The sequence below is a fragment of the Aerosakkonema sp. BLCC-F183 genome, from assembly GCF_041929145.1.
Taxonomy (GTDB): domain Bacteria; phylum Cyanobacteriota; class Cyanobacteriia; order Cyanobacteriales; family Aerosakkonemataceae; genus Aerosakkonema.
This window is the reverse complement of the sequence record NZ_JBHFNU010000047.1, coordinates 1-13,820: the sequence shown is the minus strand read 5'-3', so window position 1 is coordinate 13,820 and position 13,820 is coordinate 1. Positions and strand designations below refer to the sequence as shown.

Below are 13,820 nucleotides of genomic sequence, written 5' to 3'. Positions count from 1 at the left end.
AGATTTTGCTGTAACTTATGATGGGGAAAAGACATCCAAATATCCCAATCCTAAACATTTATCTAAGCATGAAAAGAATTTAGCTAAAAAACAACGTATTGCTGCCCGTAAGACCAAAGGTAGCAACCGTCGGAAAAAAGCAATGAAGACTGTAGCTAGGCGATACGAACGAGTTAGCAATGTCCGTCAAGACTACTTACACAAACTATCCAGAAAGATAGTTGATAATAATCAAGTTGTGGTAGTCGAAAACCTCAACGTCAAGGGCATGGTTCGTAACCACAAACTAGCCAAAGCAATATCTGATACAGGATGGGGAACCTTCGTGAATTTCCTGAGCTACAAATTAGAACGTAGTGGTGGAAAGTTGATTGAGATTGATAGATGTTTCCCTAGTTCCAAACTCTGCTCGAATTGTCATTATCAAATTCCAGAATTGCCATTGGATGTAAGACAATGGACTTGCTCCCACTGTGGTACTCATCACGATAGGGACGGTAATGCTGCTATAAACATTCGAGCAGAGGGAATCAGAATGCTTTCCTCCTCTGGGACGGGGGAGGCTTACGCCAATGGAGAGGAAGTCAGACCAAACCGAGGACGCAAGTCTAAGGTGAGGCATTCTTCTGTGAAATTGGAAGCTCCAACTATAGCGTCAGCGAGAGTTGGAGTAGTTCACACTCAGATTACAAGCGGAAATCCCGAATAAGGGTTTTCCCCAGTCATTAGCAAAGTCAGTAAAAAATCCAGAGGTGTTAGGCATGAGCGTTAGCAAGACTACCGAAGTTAAGGATACTGCGATCGCCAACGACACCCGGAGTCAGAAGAGTTCCAAAACTAAAGAGCAAAAAACTATGCCAGCAGATACTGTTGAAGCCAAAGACAGCCAGAATTCAACGAACGGATCGCTTGCGATCGCACGCTCAACACCGGAATCTCCAGAGTCCGAATCCCTAGCGCCTTTACCTGGCGATCGTCCGATCGGCACAGCTAACCTTGCCATTAGCGAAACATTCCGCAGTGCAGGCATTCGTCCCGTAGAATCCAGCCACCTGAAAGTTACCGAAACAGTAAATATGGGTGGGATTCGTCCCATTATGTCCAGCGGACTGACCGTTGTCGAGACGATCAACTTTTCTGGTATTCGTCCAGTTACCGCCAGCACCCTCAAAATTAGCGAAACCATTTTAAATTTTGGCGAGCGTCCGGTAGCCTCAAATGATATTGACGCAGGTCAAGATTTGATGGGTTTTCTGGATTAGCGCAATTTAGAAACCCGCGATATAGAAACCCGGTTTCTCCAAGAAACCGGGTTTCTTTGTGTTTGCCTAAAAATTCGGCTGGCCAGAAAAGTCTGTATTCCGTTTCATCTATCTTTTGTTTTTATAGTGCCAGTTTAATCTCAGTAGATTCTCCCAACGCTTCATTCACTACAATCAACTTTCCTTGACGATCGGCTGCTAATTGCCGATTGGCATTCAGCAATTCAATACCATAAATACTTCCGTCTGGTGCAACATCCACATTCATTTCTTCACTGACTTGAATTGTTTCTACCTGTGTCGTCTTTTCTTGCAGGCAGATATAAGCAATGTTGTATCTTGGATTGTAAGTGATTTTCATTATGAGTTGATCCTTAAAAAAGTTTGGCGATTACGGTAATAACTAACCAGTCTTCGTTTTCCTTGATTGCTATAGCCTCAACTTTCTTCATAGCATAAACCTTTCCTTGCCACTCTGCATTAAACGGAAAGTTACGCCTAAAACCACTGCGACCAAATTGAGCCGCAAATGGAGTACCACTTTCTACAGTAGCAATTACTTCTTCCTCTGTTGCACCACGCTCAAGTAATCTTGTCTGAGCATGGGGATGTAACCTAACGCTCATTCACTTAATTCCTTATATATCAAAAATTTTTCCTCATACTTGCCTGTTAAAAGCCAGTATATTGGAGCAACTAAACCAAAAGGTTTCCAAGCTTCAGGTTGTGCAATACCTCCATACTCTCCATGACAATTTGGTGTAGAAGTATTACCAATCATACCAAATGCAGAACAAGCAAAATAAGCAGATGAACATCCCCAATTAACAATCCATTTTTCGATAGCATCTCGTGTTTTGGAAAATTTAAAAGCGGTAAAATTTTCTAAATCCTTTCTATAAGGCCATACTTCCGGCTGATCGAAACAAGAAAATATAATTGCTATCCGATATTTTATCCTTTCGCTAGACGTTGTTTTAGCATTTAGTTCTTGTTGTAGTGATGCAATAACTTTAGCATAATCGCTATCTCGTTGGGAATTAGCATCAATTATCAATGCTAAACGTTGTGATGTAAATTCATTTATAAATGAACCCCATGCCCCAGGGTGATCATTTTTAAATTTGTAGAAATGTTGAAAAAACTCTCCTGGAACAAGACAATATTCACAATTTAATTCTACATTTACCGCACTAAATTGTGGCTGTAAAACAATAGAAAAATAGTATTCTTCTATACGGTGTGGCGCTGGCAACGTAAACCCTTGTTGTAAAATATCTCTGGCATAATCAATTAACCTGCTTGATTCAGCAGTCGAAAAAAAGTAAGCTAAAGTAGTCAAAAAAGTTATCTTGCCTGAAGGTCTTGGCCCAAATATTGTAATTTTTCCATCAATCTCTAAAGTTTTGTTCTGGTTCTGTTTGTCCTTCAACAATTCCACTACTTCATCAAACCGTTTATCCATTCCCTCAAATCCACTATCTAAACGTTCAATTATCTTCTCTCCAACTTCATCTAACCGAGCTTGAATTTGCACCGCCAAATCTCTCATTTCTTGCCGCATTACCTCAACATCAAAATCAATTACTTGCACTGCACCTAAAAAATGCTGAGGATTGCCGAATAAATCTATTAATCGCTGCACGCCAGTTTGAACATCTAGCAATAACTCAACTTGCAAAATTGCACCTACGCGAGAATCAGGTTTTTTAATTTCTTCGGCTAAATATAAACAAACAAGAGGCAACCACTCTTGCTCAAAGTGTTGGCGAAAATCATCTGGCAGTTTATTTAGCTGTAACTCTGACTCTAACTCGGTTTTGAGTTGTCGCAATTCTTGACTTCGTTGCTTTTGACTCAAACCTTTGAGTTCTTGTTCATCTGCACTCAGCAACTTACTCCAGCTTTCTTCACTCACTCCTGGCGATTGTAGTGTTTCTACATTTCTAATTTTCAGCTTAATGTCAGCAATACGCTCTTTTCGCCACTGCTCTATTTTCTTTTTATCTGAAGGTGGCAAGGTTTTGTTAGCCTTGAGATAACTATCCGTTGTGGCGACAATGCCATTGAGCAACGCCGACAGTAGCGCCTTTTGTAAATCATAGTTGTCTGGCGAGGATTTGAGGGTGCGATCGCGCACCGCTTCAAACAACTTACACACCGCCGCATGAGAAAGATTGCCCAAAACGCCAGAAACAGCAACACCCGCAGCACTACCCCCAAATAAGGCCGTCCCAAACAGCAAACCACCCAGAACTTCTAGCACCGAAAAAGCTCCTGTCATTTCTTTCGATCGATCTTAACCCTAAAGCTCTGAAGCATACAGGGGTTGACTGCGATCGCATATCTCTGCGGGCAGATAAATACATTAACTTTATGTTATCTTGAATACAATTTTGTAAATAGCAACTAATAAAGTTGTAATGGTTCTTTAAGTATTTACTCACAAACAACAAGGAGAAGCAATATGAGCTTGCAAGACAGAGCCAAAGCGATCGCCAAAAATATTGAAGGGAAAGCACAAGAGGCTTTAGGTAACATTACGGAGAATCCCAAACACAAAACCGAAGGCAAAGCCAAGCAAATACAAGCTGAAGCTATGCACACGGTAGAAAACCTCAAAGATAAAGCCAAAAAGTTTATTGACAAAATGTAATCTTTACCTGGCTTGTATCTGTTAATTGCATAAACTACATATTCTTACGGAATTGTTCCAAAAAAATAAGTCAGACAGGAAAAGAAAATCCATATCTGACTTATTTTTACGATCGAAAAACCATCTATATTTAGACAGTTACTAATTCAGGAGTCGGACGCTTGCTATTGCGAATACCTTCGATCGCCTCAGCATAATCCTTCGCCTTAAACACAGCAGACCCAGCGACGATCGCATTCGCACCAACTTCCAAAACCTGCCAGGTATTGCTACCCTTCAAACCGCCATCCACCTCAATCCAAGGATCGAGACCGCGTTCATCACACATTTGACGCAGCTTCTGAATTTTGGGCACCACAGCCGGAATGAAACTTTGACCGCCAAAACCGGGGTTGACACTCATAATCAGAATCAAATCGCAAAGTTCCAGCACATACTCAATCAATTCCAGAGGAGTAGAAGGATTGAGTACCACACCCGCCTGCTTACCCAACTCCCTGATTTGTCCCAGAGTGCGGTGCAAATGAGGAGAAGCATTATGCTCAGCGTGAACCGAGATAATATCAGCACCAGCCTTAGCGAATTCCTCCACATACTTCTCAGGTTCCACAATCATCAAGTGGACATCCAGAGGCTTTTTCGTCACCGGGCGAATCGCTTCCACAATCAGCGGACCGATCGTAATGTTGGGGACAAAGCGCCCATCCATCACATCAACGTGAATCCAATCTGCCCCAGCAGCATCAACAGCGCGAATCTCATCCCCCAGACGGCTAAAATCCGCTGATAGTATAGAGGGAGCTACAACAATAGGTTTGTGGGATTGGGTTTGGGTCATGGCCTAAGATCTCTCCTGCGTCCTCAGTTGTAAGCATTTTAACAAAAGTTGACACAGCCCCAATTTAGTTTCATCCCTTTACCGGGAAAAACTTTTGATGAGCGCAGCAGATGCTAAAGAAAAATAAGGCGTGGATTGTTTTGGGTTTGAGCGCCACCTGGCTATGTACGCCAGTAGTAGCGCTCAACAACAACTCATCGGTAGACGAGTCTGGCATAGATGCCCTACGGCTACACAAATCTCCTTATAATTTGACCGGGCGCAAAATCGCGATCGGTCAAGTAGAAATAGGTCGCCCCGGACAGTTCGGTATCGACAAAACAGGCAGCCAAAATCATACCGTCGTCTCCGTAGCGCGAGTATTTTGGCGAGATACCCCAGCCAAAACAGATACCGACGTAGACCCGCACGCCTTCAGCGTTGCAGGTATGATGATCAGCACATCCAAAGCCGTACCGGGAGTCGCACCAGGCGCAAGGCTTTACTCTTCTGCTGTTGGTGCGATGGACAAAAGCGGTCAACCGGAAGAGTGCCTAGCCTCTCAGTACGTAGCCCAGCAAAACGGCGGCGACGTGCGAGCGATTAACTACAGCTTTGGCGAATCCCTAGAACGAGACCCGCGACCGGATGCAGTTTTGGACGGCAACGCCCTCCTGACCCAATGTATCGATTGGTCTGCTCGCGTCTACGACGTACTGCATATGGTGGCAGGCAATCAGGGACGCGGAGGAATACCGATTCCTACGGATAACTTCAACGGTGTCAACGTAGCGTTTACCAAGCGCATCAATGGAGTTTTTGCCAAAGTTGACTTTGCCAACATCGGCGATATCGCGGAAGGAATTGTGAGTAGGTTGGTAGGTAGAGAGATTAATGTCGGAGGGCGTCGCTCGATCGGATTGGTTGCACCCGGACACGATGTCACCGTCCTCAACCTAGATGGTACCATCAGCAAAGTCAGCGGTACCAGTTTGGCAACGCCCCACGCTACTGCCACAGTAGCGCTCATCCAGGAATTTGGCGATCGCCAGCTCAGTACCCGCCAACCTCATTGGAGCATTGATTCCCGCCGTCACGAAGTCACAAAAGTTGTCTTGCTCAACTCAGCCGACAAACTCAAAGATAAAGGCGAAGGTTTGCAACTCGGTATGAGCAAAACCATTACTGACAAAAGCAACCGTACTTGGCTGGATTCGGATGCCTATAAAAATGATAAAGTTCCCCTAGATTTGCAAATGGGAACCGGTCAGCTCAACGCTTTCCGTGCTGTTGAGCAATTTGCAGGCGGTCAGTGGAAACCATCGGAAGCCGCCCCAGCCATAGGTTGGGATTACAACAAAGCGCAAGCTGGCTCTTCTGTTGACTATGTGTTGGACAAACCATTGCAGGAGGGAAGTTTTGCCTCTATCACCCTGGCATGGGACAGAATGGTAGAGCTAAACGATACCAACAAAAACGGTCAGTACGATCTAGAAGAAACTTTTCGCGATCGCGGTTTGAACAACCTCGACCTCTATCTCATACCCGCCGACAGTAACGACTCAGCCGCTAAAATCTGCGCCTCTGTCAGCGAAGTCGATAGCGTCGAACATATATTTTGCCCCGTTCCCAAAACAGGTCGTTACAAAATCCGAGTCCACTATCGCCAAAAAGTGAACGAGGTAACTCAGCCTTACGCTATAGCTTGGTGGACTGCACCGCAAAAGTAATCGGTAGCAGGTAATGGGTACCTAGTTGCACTTTAGCGCGGCATCACGACTACTTACCCACTACCTACTACGTACTACCTACTACTATGAAAAACTCAGATCCCTTTGAAAACCCAGACCTCAAGCGTGTAGAGCTATTTATATATTTGACACCAATCATCGGCTTTTTCCCCGCGCTCTGGACACTATACCGGCGTCAAGGTACGCGGTATCGACAAGCTGTCAGTAGATTGTCCGTGACACTAGCCCTGAGCTGGCTATTAGGGTATATTTTGTTGGGTGCTGGGGCAGATGCTTCGGAATCGATGAAACTGCCCCTATTATTGATGAATAGCTTGCTTACTTCTAGTTACTTCGTGGTGAGTGTTTGGTTGATGATTCGTTTCTCCCAGCGGCAATCCCTCCGCATTCCGATCGTCAGTCAAATAGCTGACCGGGTGGTTGGTAAATATTTATCTTAATTGCCAAGTTTGCCAGCTTATTGGTTTTCGGTTGCATAGTCCTATCAGGGTCGCATTCTCGTAGGGAATACTAATGGGGTAACAAATTTCTTTCCAGCTACTACGCAATCGCATTTCATATCCAAGATCCTACCAGGATTGACAAGCGCGTGAGCGTTTCTGTATATGGAATTACAACTCGTGCAGTGGCCTTGAAAATAATTACCCTGATTTTGTACCAAAGCGTAGGAAATACTGGTATGAGTATTCTGGTTGCAAAATCTCATAAGTAGGAGCGGGTTTGTGCTTGTATACTCAACCTATAAAATGTGTATATTTATACTAATTAAACCCGCCCCTACAGATCTGCGAATTTTTAGTGTGTGAGGAAGCCAGTGCCAACTCGAAAATTTACGGCTCTATTTTCTATGGGACAAAAAACAAGCCCATCATTTATGAGTCAACCTGCCAAAGCAAACCATCTACGTTGGCTCTGGCTTGGGTTTGGTTTGACCGGAATCGCTATGCTGTCGGCAACAGCAGGAGCTCTGCTGGCAGTGTCTCTTTCCACTAAACCCTTGATGCAAGCTCAACTGAGTGCTGAAGAAGCAGCTGTTTTCTCTCAAGGTGACATATCGACCACCAATCTGCGCTTGCCAGAGTTAACCCGACCGGTCAATATTTTAGTGTTGGGAATAAAAGTTCTCAGTTCCGAAATAGGTGAGGCACCCAATCCGGCAAACAATGGATACGACCCGGTAGTCAATTCTTTTGAGGGTCTTTCCGATACAATGCTCCTGCTGCGCTTTAATCCCCAAACCCAAAAATTAATTGTACTTTCAGTTCCCCGCGATACTCGTACTTTAGTTGAGGGGTTGGGCGTTACCAAAATTAACGCGGCCAATGCTTCTGGTGGCCCAGCCCTGAGTGCTAGAGCGGTAAGCAATTTGTTGGGCGGGATCAGGATCGATCGCTATGTTCGCATCAACGTTCAAGGTGTGGAAAAATTGATCGATGCTTTGGGTGGTGTGACTGTCTTCGTACCCCAGGAAATGAAGTATAAGGATGATACCCAACACCTTTACATCGATTTTAAGCCAGGGAAGCAACACCTCAACGGCCCTCAAGTTCAGAACTTTTTGCGCTTTCGCTACGACAAGCTGGGCGATATCGGTCGGGTACAGCGGCAACAAATGGTAATGCGAGCTTTAGTGGAACAAGCGCTCAATCCGGCTACTCTGGGTAAAGTGCCTCAAATTCTCTCGGTGGTTCAATCTCATATTGATACAAACTTAACGGTGGAAGAGTTAGTTGCCTTGGTCGGTTTTGGTGTCAAGACGAATCGATCGAATATCCAAATGTTGATGGTACCGGGTGATTTTAGTGATGCCGCTCAGTTTGAGGCTAGTTACTGGCTACCGAATCGCCGTGGCATTGAAAGGATGGTCAGCCAATATTTTGATAGCGATGACTCAACGAATAAAAAGAATCGTCGCGCTTTTGACCCAAGCGACCTGAGAATAGCAATTCAAGACAGCACCGGTCAACCGGGAGCGGCTGAGGCGATAGTCGATCAACTGAAACAAGCGGGCTATCGCGATGTTTACATTGCCGATGCTTGGGTAGAACCTTTGTCCGAAACGCGCATTGTCGCTCAGCAAGGGGACGATGAGGGTGCTAAGGCTATTCGCCAATCTCTGGGAGTTGGGGAAGTGCGTGTAGAAAGCACTGGCAATCTGCGATCGGATATTACGATTAAGATCGGCAAGGACTGGTTGCAAAAGAAAAATTTATCCAATTAGTCGATCGCTAATCGGGGAATTTCAAATTTCAGATTTCAGATGGCAGATTTAATTTCAATCTCAAATCTCAAATCTCAAATTATTCAACAGCCATTCCTGCAAAATTGGATTGACTAATTCCGGCGCTTCATCTTGGGGACAATGCCCTGCGCCCTCAATGCGGATGAACTTTTGCACTTGGGGGAAATTGACTAACTCTTGCCCAAGTGCGATCGGTTCCCAAGGGTCTTCTGTTCCCCATAAAATTATCGCCGGACAAGGTAAAACTGGCAAAAGGTCTTCTGGTAGCGGCCCTTGGGAATAGCGCGTAAAAGCGAGGAACACATCGACAGCACCTGGGTCAAATGCTGGTGCCATGAGCATATCCACCAGTTCGTCTGTAACCGCCTCTGGATTTCTATAAGCTTGCAGGAGTATTTTGCGGACAACTTTTGGCTTTGCCAATCGATCGAAAAATAGCTCGCCAAACCACTTGACAGCAAGCACTTTCTGTAATAAAGGGGCGCTGGAGCGTCTATACCAAGGTAGGGTAGGGCGTTTGCGATCGTGCAGCAGCCGTAGAGAACAGTTGAGCAGGGCAACGCCTTTGGCAATATCTGGATTATCTACGGCTGCCTGCATAGCAGCAATACAGCCAATAGAATTACCGACTAAAAATGCCGGAGTGCCCACGACTTCGCGGCAGAAATCAGCTATCTGCTGTCCCCATGTTTCAAACGTATACTCGATCTCAACTCCCGGAGTCGGTTTAGCTGACCCACCAAAGCCAATCAAGTCAATCGCATACACTCGACAAGTTTTGGCTAAGAAGGGGATGTTCTTGCGCCAATGCACCCAAGAAGCTCCGAAACCGTGTACCAGGATAACTGCTGGGCCTTCGCTTCCTTGCTTTTGATAGCAAATCGGGAAACCTTGCCAAGTCCAAGTGTAGGGACGGGGATAAGACCCCCCTGTAGTAGCGGTTTTGGTAGTAGAAGCAGAGACGGTCATAGCAATTTTAGATTCTGGCTACAAAAGCAATTTTATTTTTGCTGTTTCTATTGTGACAATTCTTTACAATAAGGGAGTTTGGGATCGTGCCGCCAGTTACTGGTGTGCAGCTTGTCCGCTATGATTTTTCTATGTCAGAATCAATTTGGTGCAATCTTCTACCGCTTTTGTCAGTGGGGCGTGGTGAGGTAAATCTATTTTTTGACTTTTGACTTTTAACTTTTGACTTTCCGAGCCCCTAACCCATCAAAAAAAAGTCTTATGGAAAAAAGCGATACTCGCATTGGCAGCTATGCTCCAGATTTTGAACTGCCTGGGATTGATGGTGAGGTTCACCACTTAGCTCGTTATTTGCAAAAATACCGGGCAATCGGTGCGATCTTTATGTGCAATCGCTGTCCTTATGTAGACTTATATTTAAACCGTCTCAAACAAATCCAGACGGATTTTCAAGATCGCGGGTTTACTTTGATCGGGATTAACGCCAACGATGCGATCGCAAGCCCTGAAGATAACTTTGAGAATATGAAAAGCTTCGCGGCGACGCATCAGCTTAACTTCCCCTATCTGCGCGATCCAACTCAGGATGTGGCGCGTTCCTTCGGTACCCAAATAACGCCGGAAGTTTTCTTATTAGATGGCAATAGCGTTGTGCGTTACAGTGGCAGCATCGACGATAATCCGGAAGCAGTGGAGTTGGTGCAGGTATCCTACTTGCGAAATGCGATCGACCAGCTCCTCTGTGGCGAAACGGTAAGCCCAACCCACACTCAGGCAGTCGGCTGCTCTTTGAAGTGGCAATGATAATAGACACAGAATGTGCTTTCTACTGCTATCTTAAGTTGGAGGCAATTTCAGTTGAGCAAATAGTAATTTCATGGGGATAGCGTACCGGCGGGTTTTGCTGAAGCTGAGCGGTGAAGCCTTAATGGGTAACCTCGGCTATGGGATCGATCCAACAGTGGTTCAGGAAATCGCTGCTGAGGTAGCAGAGGTGGTAGCTGGCGGCGTTCAGATAGCCATTGTTGTGGGTGGCGGAAACATCTTTCGCGGCGTTAAGGGGGCTGCCAGAGGAATGGATCGGGCCACGGCTGACTATATCGGCATGATCGCTACGGTGATGAATGCGATGACGTTGCAGGATGCTCTGGAGCGAATGAGTGTTCCGACTCGCGTACAAACAGCGATCGCGATGCAGGAAGTGGCGGAACCCTATATCCGGCGTCGCGCTATTCGCCACCTGGAAAAAGGACGGGTGGTGATTTTCGGCGCAGGTTCCGGCAATCCTTTCTTTACAACGGATACCACAGCTGCTCTGCGGGCGGCTGAAATCAGCGCTGATGTGATTTTTAAGGCAACTAAGGTAGATGGTATTTACGATTCCGATCCGCATCTGAATCCAGGTGCCAAACGCTACCAAAGCCTGAACTACGGGCACGTTTTAACTCAAGATCTGCGGGTAATGGATAGTACTGCGATCGCTCTGTGCAAAGAGAACAATATCCCAATAATGGTTTTTGACATTGCAGTCAGGGGTAACATCCGTCGAGCTGTAATGGGAGAATCTATAGGAACAATTGTGGGAGATTTATATGAAGTTAGCTGAAGCTGAAAGTAAAATGCAGAAAGCAGTTGAGTCTACTCAACACGCTTTTAATACCATCCGTACCGGAAGAGCTAACGCATCGCTCCTCGATAAAGTAACGGTGGATTATTATGGTGCCCAAACACCCTTGAAATCTCTGGCGAACATTAATACTCCGGATGCAACTACGATCGCGATTCAGCCATACGATCGCACTAGCCTGAATTTGATTGAGAAAGCTATTTCAATGTCGGATATCGGCTTAACTCCTAACAACGATGGCTCGACTATCCGGTTGAATATTCCTCAACTTACGAGCGATCGTCGTAAAGAATTAGTCAAAGTAGCTGCTAAGTATGCCGAAGAAGGCAAAGTATCAGTTCGCAATATTCGTCGCGATGCTGTAGAATCGATTCGCAAGGAGGAAAAAAGCGGCGATATTTCTGAGGATGAAGCTAAAGATCGGCAAGATAAAATTCAAAAGCTGACTGACAAGTACATTAACAAAATCGACGCATTGCTAGCTGAGAAAGAGAAAGATATCACTACTGTCTGAAGCTATAACAGTTTGACCAAATTACCCCAATGCTGAAGTTAACGACTGCCATTGGGGATAAAAGCAGTATATGCAGATGAGATAAGCAGTAAATAGCCGGAAGTGAGATTACAGGCTGTAATTTAAATATTTTCGATCGCGGATATCCTAAGATAGGCCAGTGCGACTAACTCTCAGATACTGGCGACGATCGGCAAAAGCCAGTTAAACTCCTGTTAAGTTGAGGAACTTTGGAAAGTTAGTCAAAAGCTAACAATAGATATTACTCAGGAGCAAAAATTCAACGATATGTTTGACTGCATTATTGTCGGTGCTGGCCCAGCAGGTGGAACGGCGGCTTATCATTTGGCTAAGCGGGGGCGCTCTGTATTAGTTTTGGAAAAAGAAAGCTTGCCTCGGTATAAACCCTGTGGTGGAGGTGTATCGCCTGCGATCGCCCAATGGTTTGATTTTGATTTCTCGCCAGCGATTTCCCTGAAAGTAGATACAATTCGCTACACCTGGAAGATGGAAGACCCAGTGGAAGCGAGGCTCACAAACATGGAGCCAATTTGGATGGTACGGCGGGATATTTTCGACCACTTTCTGGTTCAACAGGCACAGAAGCAGGGGGCCGAACTCCGAGATAATACTGAGGTTACGGGGATTGAATTTAAGAACGATCGCTGGCAAGTCAAGACAGCTAATGGCCCAGTGGAAGGTCGCTATCTGATCGCTGCGGACGGTGCCAAAGGGCCAATGGCTAAGCTGTTGGGTTTCAAGGAGCGCAAACGCAGACTGGGTGGAGCTTTAGAGGCAGAAACGCCTCCTCCCGGTAATCCCGATACCACAACTTACTTTGAGTTCGGGATGGTGAAAAATGGTTATATTTGGAACTTTCCTAAAGCAGATGGGTATTCGATCGGTGTAGGAACGTTCCAAGGTGGCGAACCGCAAGACTTTAAGAGCATTTTGAGTGAATACGGGACAATGTTCGGTGTGGATATGAAAACCAGCAAGCAATACGGACATCCGCTTTGTTTGTGGGATGGAAATCAAAAGCTGCACACCCAAAATGCTGTTTTAGCTGGCGAAGCTGCTTGCGTTGTCGATCCGATGACGGCGGAAGGTATTCGTCCCTCGATTTTTAGCGGGATGAAGGCGGCGGAGGCGATCGATCGCGCTATCGGTGGCGATTTAAATGCTTTGGAAAAATACACTCAGGTCATTGTCGATGAATGGGGTAGCGATATGGTGTGGGCCCAACGCCTAGCAGGTGTATTCTACAAAATTCCTAAAGTTGGCTACAAAGTAGGGGTAAAACGACCTACCGCTACCCAAACTATGGCGAAAATCCTCTGCGGAGAACTGCGTTACAGCGATGTTGTTAACTTCGCTCTCAAACGTCTCAGTAAGAGTATGATTCCCGGTATGGGTGGTTGAAAGTAGTTATGAGTTTTGAGTTTTGAATTAATCGGAACTTACGTATGTGTGACACTTGTGTAAGTTCCGATATGATTCATTTTTTCTTTTTTGAGGTATCGGTTTTAGATTTATTTTTGATAGATTTTTCTACCGGTTTTTGGATTAGAGCATATTTTGAGATAAATTTATCCGGCGAATCGATAGGTGAATGAGCGATACCAATCCGCGTGAATTGTGTCCATATTTCCGCACTTATTAAGTTTAACGCCGCTTCTCGATTGCTGGTAGCGATCGCACTAATAACTTTCTGCCAACCTTCTCGCAATAATTCAATATTTGCATCTTCTACAGAAAACTCATTTAGCAAAGAAAGTGCTGTGGGAAAATACTCAGCATCAGGTGATATCTTTTTCGATTTTAATCCATGAAATACTAACTTTAACCTGGAGTTCCCCGCGCTGCGGGGAACTCCAGAAGACTAAAACCCTTACCCAGAAATGGATGTAAAGATTATCGTTCGGTCAAGTTGTACCCATGTAATTTAAGCTTTTCTTTATTTTTGAGATGATTAGCTTATG

Annotated in this window: 16 protein-coding genes; 10 read left to right on the top strand and 6 right to left on the bottom strand. The window is 45.2% G+C overall.

The annotated features are described in order from the left end of the window. Window positions 1-709, top strand: a 709-nt coding sequence (locus tag ACE1CD_RS13060) for an RNA-guided endonuclease InsQ/TnpB family protein (protein ID WP_374824567.1), incomplete at its 5' end; no start/stop codon positions are given. 52 nt (window positions 710-761) lie between these two features. Next, complete coding sequence (locus ACE1CD_RS13055; RefSeq protein ID WP_374798311.1) at window positions 762-1,262, top strand: hypothetical protein; 501 nt, start codon at window positions 762-764, stop codon at window positions 1,260-1,262. A gap of 121 nt (window positions 1,263-1,383) precedes the next feature. Here ACE1CD_RS13055 and ACE1CD_RS13050 read toward each other — a convergent pair whose 3' ends face one another. The 3 genes from ACE1CD_RS13050 to ACE1CD_RS13040 are packed head-to-tail and all read right to left on the bottom strand — an operon-like array spanning window position 1,384 to window position 3,414. Beyond that, complete coding sequence (locus ACE1CD_RS13050) at window positions 1,384-1,623, bottom strand: DUF2283 domain-containing protein (protein ID WP_374824564.1); 240 nt, start codon at window positions 1,621-1,623, stop codon at window positions 1,384-1,386. Between the two features lie 13 nt (window positions 1,624-1,636). Then, on the bottom strand, window positions 1,637-1,888 hold the full coding sequence (locus tag ACE1CD_RS13045; protein WP_374824561.1) for a hypothetical protein: 252 nt from the start codon (window positions 1,886-1,888) through the stop codon (window positions 1,637-1,639). Further along, window positions 1,885-3,414 (bottom strand): hypothetical protein, encoded by a 1,530-nt coding sequence (locus ACE1CD_RS13040; RefSeq protein ID WP_374824558.1) that lies wholly within the window; start codon window positions 3,412-3,414, stop codon window positions 1,885-1,887. The genes ACE1CD_RS13045 and ACE1CD_RS13040 overlap by 4 nt, the downstream gene beginning before the upstream one ends. 315 nt (window positions 3,415-3,729) lie before the next feature. Here ACE1CD_RS13040 and ACE1CD_RS13035 point away from each other — a divergent pair, with 315 nt between their 5' ends. After that, a complete protein-coding gene (locus ACE1CD_RS13035) occupies window positions 3,730-3,918 on the top strand; it encodes a CsbD family protein (protein ID WP_374798315.1) in 189 nt (62 codons plus the stop codon). Window positions 3,919-4,048: 130 nt separating this feature from the next. Here ACE1CD_RS13035 and rpe read toward each other — a convergent pair whose 3' ends face one another. Next, a complete protein-coding gene (gene rpe, locus ACE1CD_RS13030; RefSeq protein ID WP_374798317.1) occupies window positions 4,049-4,756 on the bottom strand; it encodes a ribulose-phosphate 3-epimerase in 708 nt (235 codons plus the stop codon). A 110-nt stretch (window positions 4,757-4,866) separates the two neighbouring features. Between rpe and ACE1CD_RS13025 the strand changes: the two genes are divergently transcribed. From ACE1CD_RS13025 to ACE1CD_RS13015, 3 genes are all read left to right on the top strand, one after another. Then, entirely contained in the window at window positions 4,867-6,465 is a 1,599-nt protein-coding gene (locus tag ACE1CD_RS13025) for a S8 family serine peptidase (protein WP_374824555.1), read from the top strand. An 86-nt stretch (window positions 6,466-6,551) separates the two neighbouring features. After that, a complete protein-coding gene (locus ACE1CD_RS13020; RefSeq protein WP_374798321.1) occupies window positions 6,552-6,926 on the top strand; it encodes a hypothetical protein in 375 nt (124 codons plus the stop codon). Between the two features lie 434 nt (window positions 6,927-7,360). After that, complete coding sequence (locus ACE1CD_RS13015) at window positions 7,361-8,707, top strand: LCP family protein (protein WP_374824552.1); 1,347 nt, start codon at window positions 7,361-7,363, stop codon at window positions 8,705-8,707. 60 nt (window positions 8,708-8,767) lie between these two features. Here ACE1CD_RS13015 and ACE1CD_RS13010 read toward each other — a convergent pair whose 3' ends face one another. Next, the gene (locus ACE1CD_RS13010) at window positions 8,768-9,697 is read right to left on the bottom strand and encodes an alpha/beta fold hydrolase (protein ID WP_374824549.1); all 930 of its coding nucleotides are present in this window, start codon (window positions 9,695-9,697) and stop codon (window positions 8,768-8,770) included. Between the two features lie 261 nt (window positions 9,698-9,958). Between ACE1CD_RS13010 and ACE1CD_RS13005 the strand changes: the two genes are divergently transcribed. The 4 genes from ACE1CD_RS13005 (at window position 9,959) to ACE1CD_RS12990 (ending at window position 13,260) form a co-directional block, all read left to right on the top strand. Further along, window positions 9,959-10,501, top strand: a complete 543-nt coding sequence (locus tag ACE1CD_RS13005) for a thioredoxin family protein (RefSeq protein WP_374824546.1) — start codon at window positions 9,959-9,961, stop codon at window positions 10,499-10,501. Between the two features lie 73 nt (window positions 10,502-10,574). Next, window positions 10,575-11,303, top strand: coding sequence for a UMP kinase (gene pyrH / locus ACE1CD_RS13000; protein ID WP_374824543.1), 729 nt, complete (start codon window positions 10,575-10,577; stop codon window positions 11,301-11,303). After that, on the top strand, window positions 11,290-11,838 hold the full coding sequence (frr, locus tag ACE1CD_RS12995) for a ribosome recycling factor (RefSeq protein WP_374824540.1): 549 nt from the start codon (window positions 11,290-11,292) through the stop codon (window positions 11,836-11,838). The genes pyrH and frr overlap by 14 nt, the downstream gene beginning before the upstream one ends. A 288-nt stretch (window positions 11,839-12,126) precedes the next feature. Further along, window positions 12,127-13,260, top strand: coding sequence for a geranylgeranyl reductase family protein (locus ACE1CD_RS12990; RefSeq protein ID WP_374798333.1), 1,134 nt, complete (start codon window positions 12,127-12,129; stop codon window positions 13,258-13,260). Window positions 13,261-13,336: 76 nt separating this feature from the next. Here the strand turns inward: ACE1CD_RS12990 and ACE1CD_RS12985 are convergent, their stop codons facing one another. Then, complete coding sequence (locus ACE1CD_RS12985) at window positions 13,337-13,609, bottom strand: hypothetical protein (RefSeq protein WP_374824537.1); 273 nt, start codon at window positions 13,607-13,609, stop codon at window positions 13,337-13,339. Window positions 13,610-13,820: the final 211 nt, after the last annotated feature.

Bases quoted from the DNA above. Each gene is read 5' to 3' on its own strand.
- ACE1CD_RS13010 (WP_374824549.1), bottom strand. From the start codon at position 9,697: ATGACCGTCTCTGCTTCTACTACCAAAACCGCTACTACAGGGGGGTCT.
- ACE1CD_RS12990 (WP_374798333.1), top strand. From the start codon at position 12,127: ATGTTTGACTGCATTATTGTCGGTGCTGGCCCAGCAGGTGGAACGGCG.
- frr (WP_374824540.1), top strand. From the start codon at position 11,290: ATGAAGTTAGCTGAAGCTGAAAGTAAAATGCAGAAAGCAGTTGAGTCT.
- pyrH (WP_374824543.1), top strand. From the start codon at position 10,575: ATGGGGATAGCGTACCGGCGGGTTTTGCTGAAGCTGAGCGGTGAAGCC.
- ACE1CD_RS13035 (WP_374798315.1), top strand. From the start codon at position 3,730: ATGAGCTTGCAAGACAGAGCCAAAGCGATCGCCAAAAATATTGAAGGG.
- ACE1CD_RS13045 (WP_374824561.1), bottom strand. From the start codon at position 1,888: ATGAGCGTTAGGTTACATCCCCATGCTCAGACAAGATTACTTGAGCGT.
- rpe (WP_374798317.1), bottom strand. From the start codon at position 4,756: ATGACCCAAACCCAATCCCACAAACCTATTGTTGTAGCTCCCTCTATA.
- ACE1CD_RS13050 (WP_374824564.1), bottom strand. From the start codon at position 1,623: ATGAAAATCACTTACAATCCAAGATACAACATTGCTTATATCTGCCTG.
- ACE1CD_RS13025 (WP_374824555.1), top strand. From the start codon at position 4,867: ATGCTAAAGAAAAATAAGGCGTGGATTGTTTTGGGTTTGAGCGCCACC.
- ACE1CD_RS13015 (WP_374824552.1), top strand. From the start codon at position 7,361: ATGAGTCAACCTGCCAAAGCAAACCATCTACGTTGGCTCTGGCTTGGG.
- ACE1CD_RS13055 (WP_374798311.1), top strand. From the start codon at position 762: ATGAGCGTTAGCAAGACTACCGAAGTTAAGGATACTGCGATCGCCAAC.
- ACE1CD_RS13020 (WP_374798321.1), top strand. From the start codon at position 6,552: ATGAAAAACTCAGATCCCTTTGAAAACCCAGACCTCAAGCGTGTAGAG.
- ACE1CD_RS13005 (WP_374824546.1), top strand. From the start codon at position 9,959: ATGGAAAAAAGCGATACTCGCATTGGCAGCTATGCTCCAGATTTTGAA.